The following is a 13,779-nucleotide window of genomic DNA, read 5'->3' on the forward strand; positions in this document are numbered from 1 at the left end:
CACCGCGAGGCGGCGTGAGCCCGGCGAGGCCGAGTTCTCCCTCGCTGACGCTACTGACGGCTGGCTGCGCCGCCGCGCGAAGCACGCTGACGCGAGATGCTGCGGCCCTTTCGCGGGTCGCCGGCGGAGCGAGCGGCGTGGATCGCGGCGCGCTGCTCCCGGTCGGTGACGATCCGGCCGCGGTTGCCGTTTCGGCCGCAGAGCTCCGGGTTGACCCGGAGGAATCGGCGGAGCCACGAGACGGAGCAGTGGAGGACGTGGGCCGTCTCCTGGACGGTCATGTACTCCTGGTTCGGGTCCTGCGGGGGGACGGGAACGCCGTAGCGCTCGTAGGCCTTGGTGGCCATAGGTACTCCTGAACCGGTTCGGGCGAGTCTCTTCGTGTCGATGAGCCAGCGCATCAGGCGGCTTCCAGTAGCCGCACCAGCGACGCGGTGATCACGCGGTGGCGGCCGTTCAGCGGCAGCACCTTCACCGGCGACTCGCCCTGCTTGATCAGCGCGTGCAGGTACGTCTTTGAGATGCCGAGCGCGGTCGCGGCCTGCGGGACGCTGACCGTCGCTGGCCACTTCCTGATCTCGTCGAGGGTAGGGACGGTGGCGGGCATAACGAGTCTCCTCCAGGTAGATGGCCTCGTCGTCGGGTGTCCAGCGAGATGCCGCTACCGATCTGCCAAGGTGTCATCCGTTTGGGGGAATTAGGCTGATCTGATCTTTTCCCGCAGCGGCCAGCCTGCCCACCTGACGTCCTACACCTCGATCCCGTTGCGTACGCGCGGAACTCCGCCCAAGGCCACGACCCGAACCGGGCACCGCCTCCAAGCCGCTCGACGCCAGACACGCATACGGCCGAAACATCGCAGGCAGCTGCTCAGTCTCCCGAGGAAGATCCCTGTTCCGGCACTCGCTGAATCAACCGCGCGACGAACGGGGCGACACCACAGATCACCATCAGCGTCGTCAAGATCCCGTACCAAGGGCCGAGCGTCCACCCGAGGTAGAGGAACATCGCGCCCGAGGCGAGGAACAGCAGGAACACCGCCGCCGTCACGACGATCATCAGCGCGAAGAACAGACCCGACCACATTGCCCCCCCATAGTGGTGTTGTTCTCAGGACGCCTCTGCCCCTCGACCGGTTACAGCTTGTGACCGGACGCCACCGCAGCGCCAAGCTGCGGCTGCGTCTCGGCCGGCCCACACAACGCGTGGCAGCGAACCCGTGACGCTGGCACCCGCCCCACACCGCAGCGGTTCACGCGGTGACAATCTCGGATGCAGTATCGGCAAACGGCCGTCATCCGCTGCCCAGGCGGGCCATGCTGTGCGCCATGTCCGTACACGGGGACCCTGCATCGAACGCTCACCTGACGTACTCACCACGGCCGCGCATGTTCCGCGAGCCTTGGCAGCGGTGGGCGTGGGCGGCGGTGCCACTGGTCAGCATGTCCGTCTTCGCCTTCGTACCGTTCACGGTGGCGTGGCGGCGCGGCGTCGTACCCGTGTGGGTGGCGGCTACGTACTTCGTGGGGAGCGCAACCGTGTTCGGCTTCGCCGTGGTACAGCCGAATGTCAACGCTCTATTCCCAACGGCAGTCTGGGCGTTCATGATCACGGCTGTCGTGCATGTGCTGCGCCTCGACCCGTTCAAGCCGCAGTCGAAGTAGCGCTCGCCCGGAGGAACCCGTAGCCGGCTCGGTGCCCGTGGGTAGGCTCCCGCGCATGACTGACTTCGTGCAGGTATCCACAGCGACGGAGACCCGTGAACAGGCGGTTGAACTAGCCCGATCGGTCGTCCAAGGCCGGCTTGCCGCAGGCGCGCAGATCATCGGGCCCGTCACCTCTGTCTTCTGGCACGACGGAGAGTTCGGCACCGGCGAAGAGTGGCAGTTGCTGCTGAAGACCCAGCAGAACCGGTACGCCGAACTGGAGGCGCACCTGCTCAAGCATCACCCTTGGCAGACCCCGGAGATCGCGGCCGTGCCGATCGTGGCCGGCTCGGAGGCCTGCCTGCGGTGGCTCGCCGCCAACACCACGCCGGCCGAGTAGCTCAGCCGCGCGCCCTGTCCAGCACCTCGGCGACAACGGGCACGGCCTGGTGCTCGTCGAGCCGCCGTAGGACGGGCGCGAGCCGCTGTCGGGGTCGTACGGACGCCACGCCGGAGGCAAGGTCGAGCGCGCGGCCTGTGACTGCGGCCGCCTGCTCGACCTCTCCGGCCGTCAGGTAGGAGTCGGCGAGCCACGACAGGTACAGGCTCTTGTCCCGGGCGTGAGCGTCGTCGTACCGGGACAGTGCGGCCTCGAGGACGGGCACCGCGCGGAGCGGCCGGCGCAGTTCCGTCCAACAGCGGCCCGTCATGATCTCCAGTTCGGTCTGGTCGACCCACGCCACCCAGTCCGGCTGCCGGTCCCCGCCTGCCTCGGCGAGCGCGGCCTGCGCGGCCTGCAGAGCCCGCTCCGTCTCGGTGTCGTTGCCCGCGACTGCGTGCGCCCACGCGAGCCGCTCGTGCAGCAAGGCACGCACGCCAGGGGCCGCGCCCGGCCCGGCCTCCTGCACCGAGCGCGAGGCGATCTCGATGCCCGCCTGGCGGTCGCCGTTGACGGCCTGGTACGCGAGGAAAGCGAGCGCGTTCCCCGCCAGCTCGGTGTCTCCCGCGTCGGTCGCGGCCCGGTGGCTGGCCTCGTACAGGCCGGTCGCGTCCTGGTGCCGCCCGCCGTCGAACGCCGCCCAACCGGCCTGCTGCGCCTGCTCGGCGAGCACCGAGAGCAGACCGCGCCCGGTGGGCTCGGTGTACGTTGCGTCGCGGAGGAGCGCCTTCGTGGACTCGTACTCGCCGAGATAGACGCGATACGTGTCGCCGCCGCCGAGAACGTCATCGAGACGGCGCAGCCGCGCTGTCCGCTTCCGCAGCCGCTCGGGGTAGTCGCTTCCGATCCGGCTGCCCACGTGGGGGCGCGTCAGCTCGGGCAGGCCGACGGCAAGCCCGGCTCCGGCCGTGGTCCTGAAGAACTTCCTGCGCCGCACGTCCTCTCCGTCCGCGTCGGGGCCATGGCCGTGCACAGCAGCCACCGGGCGCGGTGAGGCTGGTGCCTCCCACTGGCGAGGGGCCAGCCCGACCAACCGCCCGGGGATCCGTAAGGCATCTGCGATCTGTGCGATCTTCTCGAACGTTGTCACGGCCCCCTGCCCACGCGCCAGAAGGCCAACCCGCTCGGGCTTGATATCGCACTCAGCGGCGATCTTCGAGTAGCTGATCCCGGCCCGCGTGCGGGCGAGACGGAACACCGAACCGAAGTCGTGGGCAGCGAGCGCAGCCCTCATATCCGCCTGCTCAAGCAGGTCACGCGGGAGTGCAGTTGGCGGTTCGTAACCGGTCATCGGAGGCCCCGTCACACCAGGTTCTCGCTGCAAGAGGAGCAGCCTACCCATCATGGGGATACCCCTGGGCGGGAAGCCAGCAGCAGCGCAGGCCTGACAGGTTGAGACGCTCAGACCCCGGCGAGGCGGCGAGGCCTCCCGGGGCGTGGTCAACGCTGCTGAGGAGCGCCGACGCCATGCAAACTACAGCCCCAACGGCCGTTGCCGAAGCCCCGCCGGACATCGCCACGATGCGCCAGACCGCGCACCGCGTACTCGGCCCGGACAACGCCCCAGATGCCGTGCCACCCGCCGGCGCAGAACTGGACACCCTCACCGCCACGCTGCGCGGCCACCTTGCCGTGCTGGGACCCGAGGTCGAGGAGACGGCCGGACGCCTGCCGGAGGACAGCCCCACCCGCGCCGCTGCCCTGGCCTGCGTCGCCGAGGCACACGGCAAACTCCGCGCGCCCGAGCTCGGGTTCGCCCGGCTGGCCGGGAGCGTCATGTACGCCCGACGGCTGGCCCGAGTCCTGGCCGCCCTGTGCGACCACTACGACACCGTCAGCGCGGGAGTGGAGCGGACGCCCGTACAAGCCGCGTTCGAGCACCTGGCGGAGCACTGCCTGAGATGTAAGACGTGCCGGACCGTCGACGAGCAGGGCGCGCACGCTGCTCTGCCCTGCGAGGAGGAGAGCAGGCTGTACGAGGCCTACCGGGCTGCTCGGTCCCGTGCGGCCGCAGCCCGACTCGCCCAGCTGGGACGCCGGACGGAGGTCACAGCGTGACCGGCGTTGAAGCGGAGGCCATTGCGCCCGAGGCTCCCGATCCTGAGGAGGAGTTGCGGCGGCTCGGCAAGCAGCTGCTGCGCACCGCGAAGAACTCACGCCACCGTGCAGCCGTCCAAGCACTGATCGAGGAGCAGTCCATCGTGTCCCTGCCGGCTGTGCAGCACGCCCTGGTCGTCGACACCCGCAAGGGGCGCGCCGTGCGCTTCGATGGCCTGTTCGGGCTTCAGTACGGCCTCGGCCTCGACGAGCAGCAGCGCGCGTTCCTCGGCCTGGTCCTGTCGATGGTCGGCATCGGGAGCGCCACCCTCGCCTCCGTGGAGGACCTCGACGAACGCCGCTTGCCGATCATCCTGCGCGCGATCCTGCGCCTGGCGGGCAACGAGACGATCGCCGTCGGTACCCGCCTGTAGCCCGGGGCCCCGAACGAGGGGCCGTTGCCGGGCTGCGGCCCCCTACGCTGCACGGTCGTTGGACACCAGCAGCAACCAGCGATCGGAGACCCCATGGCAGGTATTGAGTTCGAAGCGAAGGCCCTCGACGTCGACCCCGCGAAGATCGCACGGCTCATCACCGAGGCCGGTGGCACGTGCACGAACGGGACCCGCCTCATGCGGCGGTACGTGTACGACACCATCCCGGCTGTCCCGGGCCGATGGGTGCGGCTACGCGACACCGGAACCGACGTCACCCTGTGCGTAAAGCAGATCACCACGGACGCCGTCGACGGGACCCACGAGACCGAGGTGACCGTCGACAGCTTCGAGGAAGCCGCCGCGCTGCTTCAGCTCACTGGCCTGACACCGCGCAGCTACCAGGAGAACCGGCGCACCTCGTACACCCTCGGCGCCGTCCGCCTTGAGGTCGACGAGTGGCCACGCATCCCGCCGTACCTGGAGATCGAGGCCGACGACGAAGCGCAGGTGTGGACGGCCGCCGCAGCGCTGGGCATCGGCCACGACCAGCTCACCTCGATCAACACCACCAAGGTCTACGGCCTGTACGGCCTCGACCTGGACTCCATCGCCGACCTGCGTTTCGAGTAGGCCGGCGCCTGCTACTCCGGCCGGGGCACCGCGCCCCGACCGGCCCGGAGAAGGGGGCACCATGCACGACTTGAGCGACGTGCCGGTGGAAGTGAAACCGGACCGGACCTTGCGCGTGAAGATCATCGACGCGTGCGGTCTCGCCTGCTCGTTCTGCCACAACGAAGGAACACCCGTCGCCGCACCGGGCAGCACCGGACGCGTCTCCATCTACCTCCGTACCAACGGCGCCGACTTCCTGCCCGCCAGGATCGCCGCCGACGCCGACTTCGCTATGGCCCTCGCTGCCGTGCGCGGTAGCCTCCCGACGAACGAAGTGCACTTCACCGGCGGTGAGCCCACGCTGCACCCCGACCTGCCCGGGCTGATCACCATCGCCCGGCGCCTCGGACTCACCGTCGGGCTCACCTCGAACGGCGAGAACGGCGCCGCGGTCCTGCCCGCCGCCGCGGCAGCCGGCCTCGACCGCATCAACCTGTCCGTGTTCGGCACCACCTCGGCCGAGCTCGCCGCCGTCCAGGCCCCGCGTCTCGCCTCACCGAAGCTCGCCGAGCGCAAGCTGGCCGCCCTCGACGCGACGATCGAGACCGCGACCGCGCACGGCATCAAGGTCTCCGCCAACATCGTGATCCCCGACCGTGGCCACGTCGACCGCGTGCTCCGCATCATCGAGCGACACGGCCGCTCCGTCGTGGTCCGGATGCTCGTGTCACTGGAGGACGGGGGCGCCTCGCTGGCCGCCATGCAGGATGTCGTCGACCACCTGGGCGCCATGCCGGTCCGCCGCATCATCACAGCGGGAGCGTCCGACCAGCGGGTGCGGTACCGCCTGCCAGACGGGCGCACGCTGTACGCGAAGAGCATCCGGCCCGTGCGCCTCCCCGAAACGTGCGCCGACTGCCGGTTCAACAACCCCGACGACTGCCAAGAGGGGTACTACGGGGTGCGGTTGTACCGCGCCGTGGACGGCCCGTTCATGGTCGGAGTGTGCATCCAGCGCATGGACCTGTGCCTGTCGCTCGGCGAGTTCGTGATGAGCCAGCGCTGCCGCGAGGTAGCGACCTTCCGCGACGACGAAGCGGCGCGGCTGACCCGGCTGCACGCCACGCCGGCAGCAACCGGCGGACCGCACCCCGGCTGACCACCGGCCCGGGTCAGCCCCACAGATGCCCGTCCGTCCTCTGCACCCCCGCCCTAGTGGCGAGAGGGCGGGCGGGTCATCACATGCGTGGGGGGTGGGCATCCAGTGCCCACCCCTCACCGCTGCTGAGGTGCTACCGCCGGAACGCCATCAGTCCAGCCCTCCAAACGCGGATCGCAGACCACCGCGCGTACTGACCTCCCTGCGCAGCGGGTCGAAGATCTGCTCCGCCACCACCCTGCTGTCCAGCTTGATCGTCTGATGCACCACGATCGGCCGCCCGCCACCCGCCGGTGCCGGCGCGTAGCGTGCGCCCCCGCTGCGCTGGGGGGTGTTGAGCATCGACGTCCATGCCTGTTGCTGCATGCGGCGGGTGTCCGGGCCGGAGTACACGCGCGACCCGAACGGCAACCTCACGAGCTCGGGCTCGTGCTCGCCGACCATGGTCCACGACCCGCGCGCCCCACCCGACGCGGCGCCGATAATGCCGCCCGTCGCCTTCATCCCGAACCCGCGCTCAATGGCCTTCTCCATCGCCGCCGCCAGCTTGTCCATCGAACGGGCAAGCTTCGACTGCTGCGACGCCAACGACTTCACCAGCTTGTTCTGCGCGGCGATCGACTTCGCGTACACCGCATCCGCCGCCGTCTTACCCGCACTGCCGGCCGCGCTGCTGATCTGCCCCTGCAACGAGTTCAGCGACTTCAACTGCCCCGACGAGGCGCCCAGCAGGGCCTGCGCTGTTTCCAGGCCGCCGCCGTCGATGCCGGCTTCGGCGACCTGCTGCAGCAGCGACCCTGACAGGCCGCGCTTCTTCAGATCCTTCAACGCCCGGTCGAACTCGCTGGCGTTCGAGGCGCTGCCCTGCATCTGCGACAGGATCGTGTTGATCGTCACCCGGCCCGATTCGGCGCCTGCGGCGCGGGTGATGTTCGCGCCGGAGAGGATGCCGGACTTGACGCCGTCGGCGAGGGACGCGGCGGCCTGCTTCAGGCTGTTGAGTTTGTCGCGTGCGCCTTCCAGGCTCTTGGTGACGCTGCCGAGTTGCTTCTCCCAGGTGAGGAGTTTCTTGCCGGTGGAGTCGAGGGCGCGCAGCAGGGAGCGTTCGGTGCCGCCGTGGGTGGCCTTTTTGATCTGTGTGCGCCACTGGTTGAGGCCGTCGATCAGGGAGCGCATGCTGTCGGGGTTGCCGATCTGCGACCGGAACTCGGAGCGCTTGTGCCCGGCGAACTGCCCGAAGCGGGAGACGGTGAGGTCAGACCACGCATCCTTACGGGCCGCCCTCTCCGCCTTCGTCACACCACCACGCGCGTACTTGTCCAGCCGGTACCCGAACCGGTCCGCTACCTCCTCCAGGATCGCCACGGAGCGGGGCCGCTTCGTCGGAGCAAGCGGGATGTACGCCTCGCCGCCCGTCTCCGGCTCCGCCCACACCCGCATCGCCCCGGCCGGCGCCATCTGCGCGATGTGGTTTTCGGCGCCGTCCGCGAACGAACGGATGCCACCCTGCGCGAAGAACTCCGCGATGCCGCCGTTGGCGTAGGACAGCTGCGAGCCGTGCGAGCCCGAACGGCGGGCCTGCTGGGCGCCCGGCGTGCCCGTGATGCGGTAGTGCGTGGTGACGGTGACGGTCCGGTTTTTCAGCGAAGCGAGGTCAGCCCGCGCCTGCCGCACCTTGGCCTGAAGATCCCCGATCAGGGCCTTCAGTGCCGACCGCTTCTCCGGCGGGACGCTCTTCATCTGCGCCTTCGCCGTCTTGATCTGCGATTCCCAGTTGGAGATGTTCAGCTTCAGCTGGCCCTTGCTGAGGTTCTCCGTGGTCACCGTGGCGAACTCGTTCGCCTTCTCCTGCGCCGTCTGCAGCGACCTCCGGAACCCGGTCGCGAACTCGTCGAACGCCTCGTTCGCCTTCTTGAAAATCTCGCCCCCGGGCAGATGGCCGAGTCCGGCCGCCAGCCCCGACACGAGACCATCGACAGCAGTCAGCACACCCTCAGTAGCTAGACGGAAGCCACCGACCAGCAGCGGCAGCGTGTTCACGCCGATGGTGACCATGTCCACGATGCCCGACGCGATAGCGAAGAAAGCGTTACGGATGGCGCCCTCGTTCTCGTGCACCCAGTCGCTGAAGCCGCGGAAGCCGTTCCCGAGCTGCGAGGTGTCGATACCAACCACGGCCATCAGACCGTCGAACAGGGCACCCCCGACGACGCTCGCCAGCTCGCCCATCACCTCCGCGCCGATCGCCGCAAAGTCGTTCATGGCGCGGAAGGCATCCGCCAAGAGCCCCGCGAAAGGCTCAGTGAGTTCCATCAGGCCCTCAAACGCGGTACCGAGGTGATTGAGCCCGGCACCCGTGGCTTCGAGCATCTCCCCAATCAGCGGCCCGAACGCCTCCGAGAAGGACCCAGCGACCTTGCCCAGCGCCGGAAGGAACCCGTCGTTGATGAACGACGCCAGCCCGCCAAGGAGCTCGCTGGAGCCGCTGATGCCCTGCTCCAGCCCGTCGAACATCTTCGGCAAACCAGTGTCGAGGAACCCGCCCAGCAGGCTGTCCCACGCATCAAGCGCAGGCTGGCTCTTGGCGCCGAAGTCGAGGAACGCCTGGGTGAAGGTGCCGATGCTGCCGGCGAACTCTTCGACCCACTTCGAGCCCATCTCGGCGTTCTTCGCCAGCGCGCCCTTGAACGCGGGGCTGTCGGCGAAGCGGGCGGCCTTCTCCGTGATCCGGCCGAACGTGTCCGCGCCGGTCTCGATCACCGGGGTCAGGTCCTTCATCGCCCCCTTCAGGGACTTGACGGCCTTCTCCGTGTGCGGAGCGACAGCCTTCTCCGCGACCTTCTTCCAGTCCTCGAACGGCTTCTTAAGCTCCTTCGCCTTCGCCTTCAGGTCATCCATCGCCAAGGCCGCGCCGCCGCCCACCGCAGCGAGCCCCGTCAACATCGGAGCGAGCGCCCCGATCGTCGGCAGCAGCGACGTACCCAGTGCGGCGGCCGCGCCGATCGCCTTGCCCCGCAGCCCCATCCCGCCGCCCAGGGAACTACCCGCGTCCCCGGCAGCAGAGGACACGTTGCCCAACTGGATACTCAACCCCCGCAGGGAGCCGAGACTGCCGTTCGCCTGGCGCTGCAACTGGTTGATGTTCCGGTTCACCGAGTTGAAGCCCGGCCCCGTCAGGTCCCGGACCGAGACGGTGATCGTGACGTCGTTACTCACGACCCACCCCCCGCCAGGCGAGCGAGCTCGACGTCGTCGAGGGCAGTCCACTCGCCCTCGGGCACGAACTCCAGCCACCGCAGGAACTCGATCGTGGCCGAGTCCGTCCACCCGTCCGGGTGGGCGTCGATGTCGTGACCGACCTGCGTAGCGAACGCCCGTATGAACTTCATGATCAGCGGATCGTGGATGTCACCGGCCCGCGCGAGCGACTGCACCCGCTCGTACTCCCGCCGCGTAATGCCCTCCAGGCGCACTCTCGCGTCGCCCGCGTTGTCGAACCGCAGGAACACCCCAGCATCCCGCTCCCGCTCCCTCCTGCGCGCCTTACGCGGCTTGCGGCGGCTCACCGGACCTCTCCGCCCGCCGACACGCTCTCGCAGCCCTCAGCGGCGCGCAGGGCATCCATACCGAGCAGCTTGAGCCGTATCCGACCCACGTCCGCCGCGAAGTCCGGACGCTGCCGCCACCGGCGCACCGTCGACGAGTCGACCCCGACCGCCCGCGCCGCCCTTGTAGAGACCTCACCAAGCGCCACGTACACCGCAGCCCGCTCCCGACCGGAGAGGCGCGAAGCGAGCGGCAGGAGATCCTTCGGTTCCGTGTGCATGTTCACATCAGCCATATGAAGATTCTACGGCTCAACGTGCCACTACACCGCAAATCTTCCCGCAACCAAGCGTGCAGCGCGAAAGTTCTTTGAATGCAGCCATGCCATACCGCAAGAACCGCATGCCCCCATGCACTGTCCAGACCCCACAACACGAAAGCGCCCGGCACCCCCGAAGGGACACCGGGCGCCACGCCCCACGAGAAAGCCGCTCAGCAGCCGCTCACTTTCCCCCACGCACCTTCCGGTACGCGTCCGCCAGCCCGTACCGCCTCGGCCGCTCCACCCGCCCCAGCGCCGGCACCTTCTCCACCACCGTCGGCACGCCCTGCTCCACCTGCTGCTCGCTGACCTTCACCATGACCGTTACTCCCTGATCCGCTCTACCGGTAACCCAGTGGACACACGTCCGCCCGGAACCGCTGGTCACCACCAGGGGTCCGCACCATTGCGGACCCTTTCTCGCCGGGGTCGAGACTGGCCCGTACCCCACGCGCTCCCTGCTACGAGGCCACTGCCCCTACCCCCACTGCCCGGCCCCCAGCGCCCAACTACGAGGCCGCCGGCAACCGCTGCCGCCGCAGCGCCCGCCGATCCTTCTCCGACAAGCCACCCCACACACCGCGCAACTCCGGGTGCTCAAGGGCATAGGCCCCGCACGGCTCGACGTACAGGCACGGCACACACAACGCCTTCGCCGCACCCGTCCTCCCGTCGATCTCGAAGAACGCATCCGAGCCAACGCCTCCCCGAACTTCCGAGCCCGCCCCATCAGACGCGCCCCTCCCGGCCCGTACGCGCCCGCTCAGCCGACCACGACACCGACGAGGCGCCACGACCCCGCCCGGAGCCCTGACCGGCCCTCACAGCCGCCCACACGACCGCGACGAACCCGACCGTCAGACACACCACGGCCACCGTCGCGAACCACCAGCCGTTCATCCGTCCACCTCCTTGTTGTCACCCGACCCGCCAACGCTCACAGCGGAGCCAACCCAGTCCAGATTTCAAACCCACCAAGGGCGTCACGCCCAAGCCGCAAGCCGCACCCGCCTCGCAGCCGCACGCCGACGCGCCACCGGATGCCGGGCCCGCCACGACCGCACGGCACACACCGTCCACAGGACAGCCGCCACGCTGTGGAGACCGGCTGAGATCAAGGTGAGGTCCATCGGAACTCCTCTCTGGGATCGTTGAGGGTGGCCGGCCCCGGCGGGGCCGGCCATGGTCGTACAGGGTCAGCGCCCGGCCGTGGTCGGGGCGGGCGGGAAGCAGAGGTGAACCTGAACGGTCACCCCGTCCAGCACGCCGAGGGCGCGGAGTTCGATGTACGGGTCCTCCGGGTCCGTGCTGCCGTGAACGGTCAACTCGGTGCCGAGCAGCTCGGCGATGTCCCCGGCGAGGGCCTCGCGCATGTTCTGCCGGCCGACGGACCACGGGATCGCGACGAGCACCGCGGTGGGCGTGACGGTCAGCTGCGGCAGTACGCCGTACAGGTCGCGCAGGGCTGCGAGTCGCCTGCTGAGTTCGGTGGCGCTGGTGAAGGCCTCGCGTGCCGTCTGGGCTGTGGTCACCGGGTTCTCCCTCATGGTTGTCTGGAGGTGGCCGGCCCGGTTCGCGCGGGCCGGCCGTTTCGTGTGCGCGTCAGACCGTGGACGCCAAGCCGATGAGCGCGGCCTCCTCCGCGACGGTGGTGGGTGAGCCACTCCGCCACAGAACCTTCGTCACCTCGGCCAGCAAAGCGGCCAGGCGGTAGACCGGGGCGAGGTCGACCGGCGTGGGCTCCCCGGGGTGGCGGAACCAGTAGGCGAGCCAGCCCTGAACGGCGTCCAGCAGCTCACGCGGGCCACCCCGCTGCTCGCCGCTGTCGAGCCGGTACAGGGTGCGCTCCGTCTCCTCCATCTCACTCAGCAGCTCGGGGGCAGTACCCTCGGCCCTCAGGTCGGCGAGGTCGGCACGGATGGCGGTGAGCATGTCGCCGATGGCGTCGTTCCAGAGGTTGGCGAGGTCGGTGGCTTCGCCGCCGAGGCAGGCGATGTGTTCGCGGTGCATGGTGTTCTCCTCGTTCGGGTTGGCCGGCCGCCGGTCGACGGCCGGAAGTCTGTGCTTACTGGTCGGCCTGGTCGTCGCCGGCGCTACCGGTTAGGTCTGCTCCAGCGCGAGACGAGACTGAACCGTTAGCGCTATCGGTTGAGTCAGGAGCAGGTCTGCCCGAGACCAAACCGATAGCGGTCCGATAGCCCTCATCCGTCAACTGAACGCCGGACCAATGACTGATGGAGCCGGAGAAGATGGCGACCAGCCCCCGGGTTTGGAGCCGCCGCACGGCACGGCTTACGGCGGAGACTGCGGAGTCGTAAGCCCGGTGGCCGATCGCGTTCCGGCTGAAGTTCTGTGTGCCGGGCCCGACCTTGCGGACGTCGCCCCAGAGGGTGGGGAAGCCGTACACCTCGGCGTACACCTCGCGGTGGTAGAGGTCGATGCCGTTGTCTTCGGTGCGTCCGTTGTCGCGGTTGGCCTGCGCGAGCAGGAGGATCTGTCGTTGCAGTGGTGAGAGTCCTCGGCCCATCACGGGTTCACCCCTTCGTCGTCCTGGTCATCGCCGAGCTGCTCGTCGTCCTGGCCGTCGGCCTCGTCGGGGTCGGGCCACCGGCCGAACGGGCCGACCGAGCCGGGGCCCGTGGCTCCGAGTGCGGACGCGCCGCGGGTGCGGTGCACGGTGCGGATCACGGAGCCACCCACTCGACGTCGACCAGCTCGGCGACGGCGGCCTCTACGGCGGCCACGCCGTCCTCGCCGAGGGAGCACGTGCCCTTCGCGGAGCACCCGGTGATCAGGGCCGGGCCACGGATGCCACCGGTCAAGCCGTGCCCGTCGGCCAGGGCGGACGCGACGACGTTGAGCGGGCGCCGGTAGTTGCCGTGCATGCCGCCGGTCTCGTCGACCCACATGGTCCACCGCTCGCCGAGGTCGGCGGCCTCGACGTCGTGGCAGCAGATGACGGCCTTCATGACGGTGAGCCGGTCCTCGGGGGTGTCGGGGAGGGTGATCCTGAAGGTGCGGCCGTCTGTGGTGATCAGGACGGCGTTCGGGGTGGTGGGCATCGGGTGGTCTCCTTCTCGGTGGGGGCGCTGCTCGGCCTCGGCGAGGCGGCGAAGCTTGTTCGCGTGCCGGGCGGCCAGGCCGCGCCGGCGGGCCTCGGCGAGTTCCTGCCGGCGCCGCTTGTCCGCCTCGGCCTTGGCCCGGGCGGCAGCGATCCGGGCCTGCATCTGCTGCTCGACGTAGCTCGTCACGAGGTCCTCCCTCGGGCGTGGTGGGGCCAGTTGCGGGAGTCGCGGAACCAGGAGGCGAGCAGCGCGGCCTGCTCCCAGCCGAGCCGGTCATAGATCTTCTCGGCGTCGTCGCGGTACCGCCCGGGGTCGGGCCGGTCGTAGACGTAGCCCCGCACGGCGGTGGCGATCAGCGCCGCGCGGTCCCAGCCGTGCCTCTCGATGAGGACGGCGGCAGCTTCTCGGTACTCGACGGTTGGCCCAGTCATCGGCGTTCCGCCTCACGCTGCGGGGGCAGCAGGGGCAGCCTCGCGCGCAAATTCTCTTCGGTAGAGCCGGACCGACCGGAGCGTG

General features: G+C 69.4%; 22 protein-coding genes. 6 read left to right on the forward strand and 16 right to left on the reverse strand.

Going from position 1 to position 13,779, the window contains the following annotated elements; genetic code table 11:
• Positions 1-50 precede the first annotated feature (50 nt).
• The 3 genes from ACZ5TL_RS08335 to ACZ5TL_RS08345 all read right to left on the reverse strand — a co-directional run bounded on the left by ACZ5TL_RS08335 (position 51) and on the right by ACZ5TL_RS08345 (position 1,086).
• Positions 51-347: a DNA-binding protein gene (locus ACZ5TL_RS08335; protein WP_468588602.1), complete on the reverse strand. Its 297-nt coding sequence runs from the start codon at positions 345-347 to the stop codon at positions 51-53.
• A gap of 53 nt (positions 348-400) precedes the next feature.
• Positions 401-607 (reverse strand): helix-turn-helix domain-containing protein, encoded by a 207-nt coding sequence (locus ACZ5TL_RS08340; RefSeq protein WP_468588603.1) that lies wholly within the window; start codon positions 605-607, stop codon positions 401-403.
• 263 nt (positions 608-870) lie between these two features.
• Positions 871-1,086: a hypothetical protein gene (locus ACZ5TL_RS08345; RefSeq protein ID WP_468588604.1), complete on the reverse strand. Its 216-nt coding sequence runs from the start codon at positions 1,084-1,086 to the stop codon at positions 871-873.
• A 356-nt stretch (positions 1,087-1,442) separates the two neighbouring features.
• On the opposite strand from ACZ5TL_RS08345, the gene ACZ5TL_RS08350 reads away from it, so the two are divergent.
• A complete protein-coding gene (locus ACZ5TL_RS08350; RefSeq protein ID WP_468588605.1) occupies positions 1,443-1,664 on the forward strand; it encodes a hypothetical protein in 222 nt (73 codons plus the stop codon).
• 55 nt (positions 1,665-1,719) lie between these two features.
• Positions 1,720-2,046: a divalent-cation tolerance protein CutA gene (cutA, locus tag ACZ5TL_RS08355; protein WP_468588606.1), complete on the forward strand. Its 327-nt coding sequence runs from the start codon at positions 1,720-1,722 to the stop codon at positions 2,044-2,046.
• A gap of 1 nt (position 2,047) precedes the next feature.
• Here cutA and ACZ5TL_RS08360 read toward each other — a convergent pair whose 3' ends face one another.
• Entirely contained in the window at positions 2,048-3,067 is a 1,020-nt protein-coding gene (locus tag ACZ5TL_RS08360) for an XRE family transcriptional regulator (RefSeq protein ID WP_468588607.1), read from the reverse strand.
• A 485-nt stretch (positions 3,068-3,552) separates the two neighbouring features.
• Between ACZ5TL_RS08360 and ACZ5TL_RS08365 the strand changes: the two genes are divergently transcribed.
• The 4 genes from ACZ5TL_RS08365 to ACZ5TL_RS08380 all read left to right on the forward strand — a co-directional run bounded on the left by ACZ5TL_RS08365 (position 3,553) and on the right by ACZ5TL_RS08380 (position 6,330).
• The gene (locus ACZ5TL_RS08365) at positions 3,553-4,143 is read left to right on the forward strand and encodes a DUF6415 family natural product biosynthesis protein (protein ID WP_468588608.1); all 591 of its coding nucleotides are present in this window, start codon (positions 3,553-3,555) and stop codon (positions 4,141-4,143) included.
• A complete protein-coding gene (locus ACZ5TL_RS08370; RefSeq protein ID WP_468588609.1) occupies positions 4,140-4,556 on the forward strand; it encodes a hypothetical protein in 417 nt (138 codons plus the stop codon). Before ACZ5TL_RS08365 ends, ACZ5TL_RS08370 begins: the two co-directional genes overlap by 4 nt.
• 93 nt (positions 4,557-4,649) lie before the next feature.
• Entirely contained in the window at positions 4,650-5,189 is a 540-nt protein-coding gene (locus tag ACZ5TL_RS08375; protein WP_468588610.1) for a class IV adenylate cyclase, read from the forward strand.
• Positions 5,190-5,250: 61 nt separating this feature from the next.
• On the forward strand, positions 5,251-6,330 hold the full coding sequence (locus ACZ5TL_RS08380; RefSeq protein WP_468588611.1) for a radical SAM protein: 1,080 nt from the start codon (positions 5,251-5,253) through the stop codon (positions 6,328-6,330).
• Positions 6,331-6,480: 150 nt separating this feature from the next.
• Here the strand turns inward: ACZ5TL_RS08380 and ACZ5TL_RS08385 are convergent, their stop codons facing one another.
• From ACZ5TL_RS08385 to ACZ5TL_RS08440, 12 genes are all read right to left on the reverse strand, one after another.
• Entirely contained in the window at positions 6,481-9,546 is a 3,066-nt protein-coding gene (locus ACZ5TL_RS08385) for a hypothetical protein (protein WP_468588612.1), read from the reverse strand.
• Positions 9,543-9,896, reverse strand: coding sequence for a hypothetical protein (locus tag ACZ5TL_RS08390; protein ID WP_468588613.1), 354 nt, complete (start codon positions 9,894-9,896; stop codon positions 9,543-9,545). The genes ACZ5TL_RS08385 and ACZ5TL_RS08390 overlap by 4 nt, the downstream gene beginning before the upstream one ends.
• On the reverse strand, positions 9,893-10,171 hold the full coding sequence (locus ACZ5TL_RS08395; protein ID WP_468588614.1) for a hypothetical protein: 279 nt from the start codon (positions 10,169-10,171) through the stop codon (positions 9,893-9,895). Before ACZ5TL_RS08395 ends, ACZ5TL_RS08390 begins: the two co-directional genes overlap by 4 nt.
• 208 nt (positions 10,172-10,379) lie before the next feature.
• Positions 10,380-10,517, reverse strand: coding sequence for a hypothetical protein (locus ACZ5TL_RS08400; protein WP_468588615.1), 138 nt, complete (start codon positions 10,515-10,517; stop codon positions 10,380-10,382).
• A 190-nt stretch (positions 10,518-10,707) separates the two neighbouring features.
• A complete protein-coding gene (locus ACZ5TL_RS08405; RefSeq protein ID WP_468588616.1) occupies positions 10,708-10,992 on the reverse strand; it encodes a WhiB family transcriptional regulator in 285 nt (94 codons plus the stop codon).
• The gene (locus ACZ5TL_RS08410; protein WP_468589017.1) at positions 10,928-11,098 is read right to left on the reverse strand and encodes a hypothetical protein; all 171 of its coding nucleotides are present in this window, start codon (positions 11,096-11,098) and stop codon (positions 10,928-10,930) included. The genes ACZ5TL_RS08405 and ACZ5TL_RS08410 overlap by 65 nt, the downstream gene beginning before the upstream one ends.
• Positions 11,099-11,394: 296 nt before the next feature.
• On the reverse strand, positions 11,395-11,730 hold the full coding sequence (locus tag ACZ5TL_RS08415; RefSeq protein ID WP_468588617.1) for a hypothetical protein: 336 nt from the start codon (positions 11,728-11,730) through the stop codon (positions 11,395-11,397).
• Between the two features lie 70 nt (positions 11,731-11,800).
• The gene (locus ACZ5TL_RS08420; protein ID WP_468588618.1) at positions 11,801-12,208 is read right to left on the reverse strand and encodes a hypothetical protein; all 408 of its coding nucleotides are present in this window, start codon (positions 12,206-12,208) and stop codon (positions 11,801-11,803) included.
• A 55-nt stretch (positions 12,209-12,263) separates the two neighbouring features.
• A complete protein-coding gene (locus tag ACZ5TL_RS08425) occupies positions 12,264-12,725 on the reverse strand; it encodes a hypothetical protein (protein ID WP_468588619.1) in 462 nt (153 codons plus the stop codon).
• Complete coding sequence (locus tag ACZ5TL_RS08430) at positions 12,725-12,886, reverse strand: hypothetical protein (protein ID WP_468588620.1); 162 nt, start codon at positions 12,884-12,886, stop codon at positions 12,725-12,727. The genes ACZ5TL_RS08425 and ACZ5TL_RS08430 overlap by 1 nt, the downstream gene beginning before the upstream one ends.
• Complete coding sequence (locus tag ACZ5TL_RS08435; protein WP_468588621.1) at positions 12,883-13,449, reverse strand: DUF3846 domain-containing protein; 567 nt, start codon at positions 13,447-13,449, stop codon at positions 12,883-12,885. The genes ACZ5TL_RS08430 and ACZ5TL_RS08435 overlap by 4 nt, the downstream gene beginning before the upstream one ends.
• Positions 13,446-13,694, reverse strand: coding sequence for a hypothetical protein (locus tag ACZ5TL_RS08440; RefSeq protein ID WP_468588622.1), 249 nt, complete (start codon positions 13,692-13,694; stop codon positions 13,446-13,448). Before ACZ5TL_RS08440 ends, ACZ5TL_RS08435 begins: the two co-directional genes overlap by 4 nt.
• Positions 13,695-13,779 lie beyond the last annotated feature (85 nt).

Source organism: Streptomyces sp. NPDC033136 (assembly GCF_055578235.1).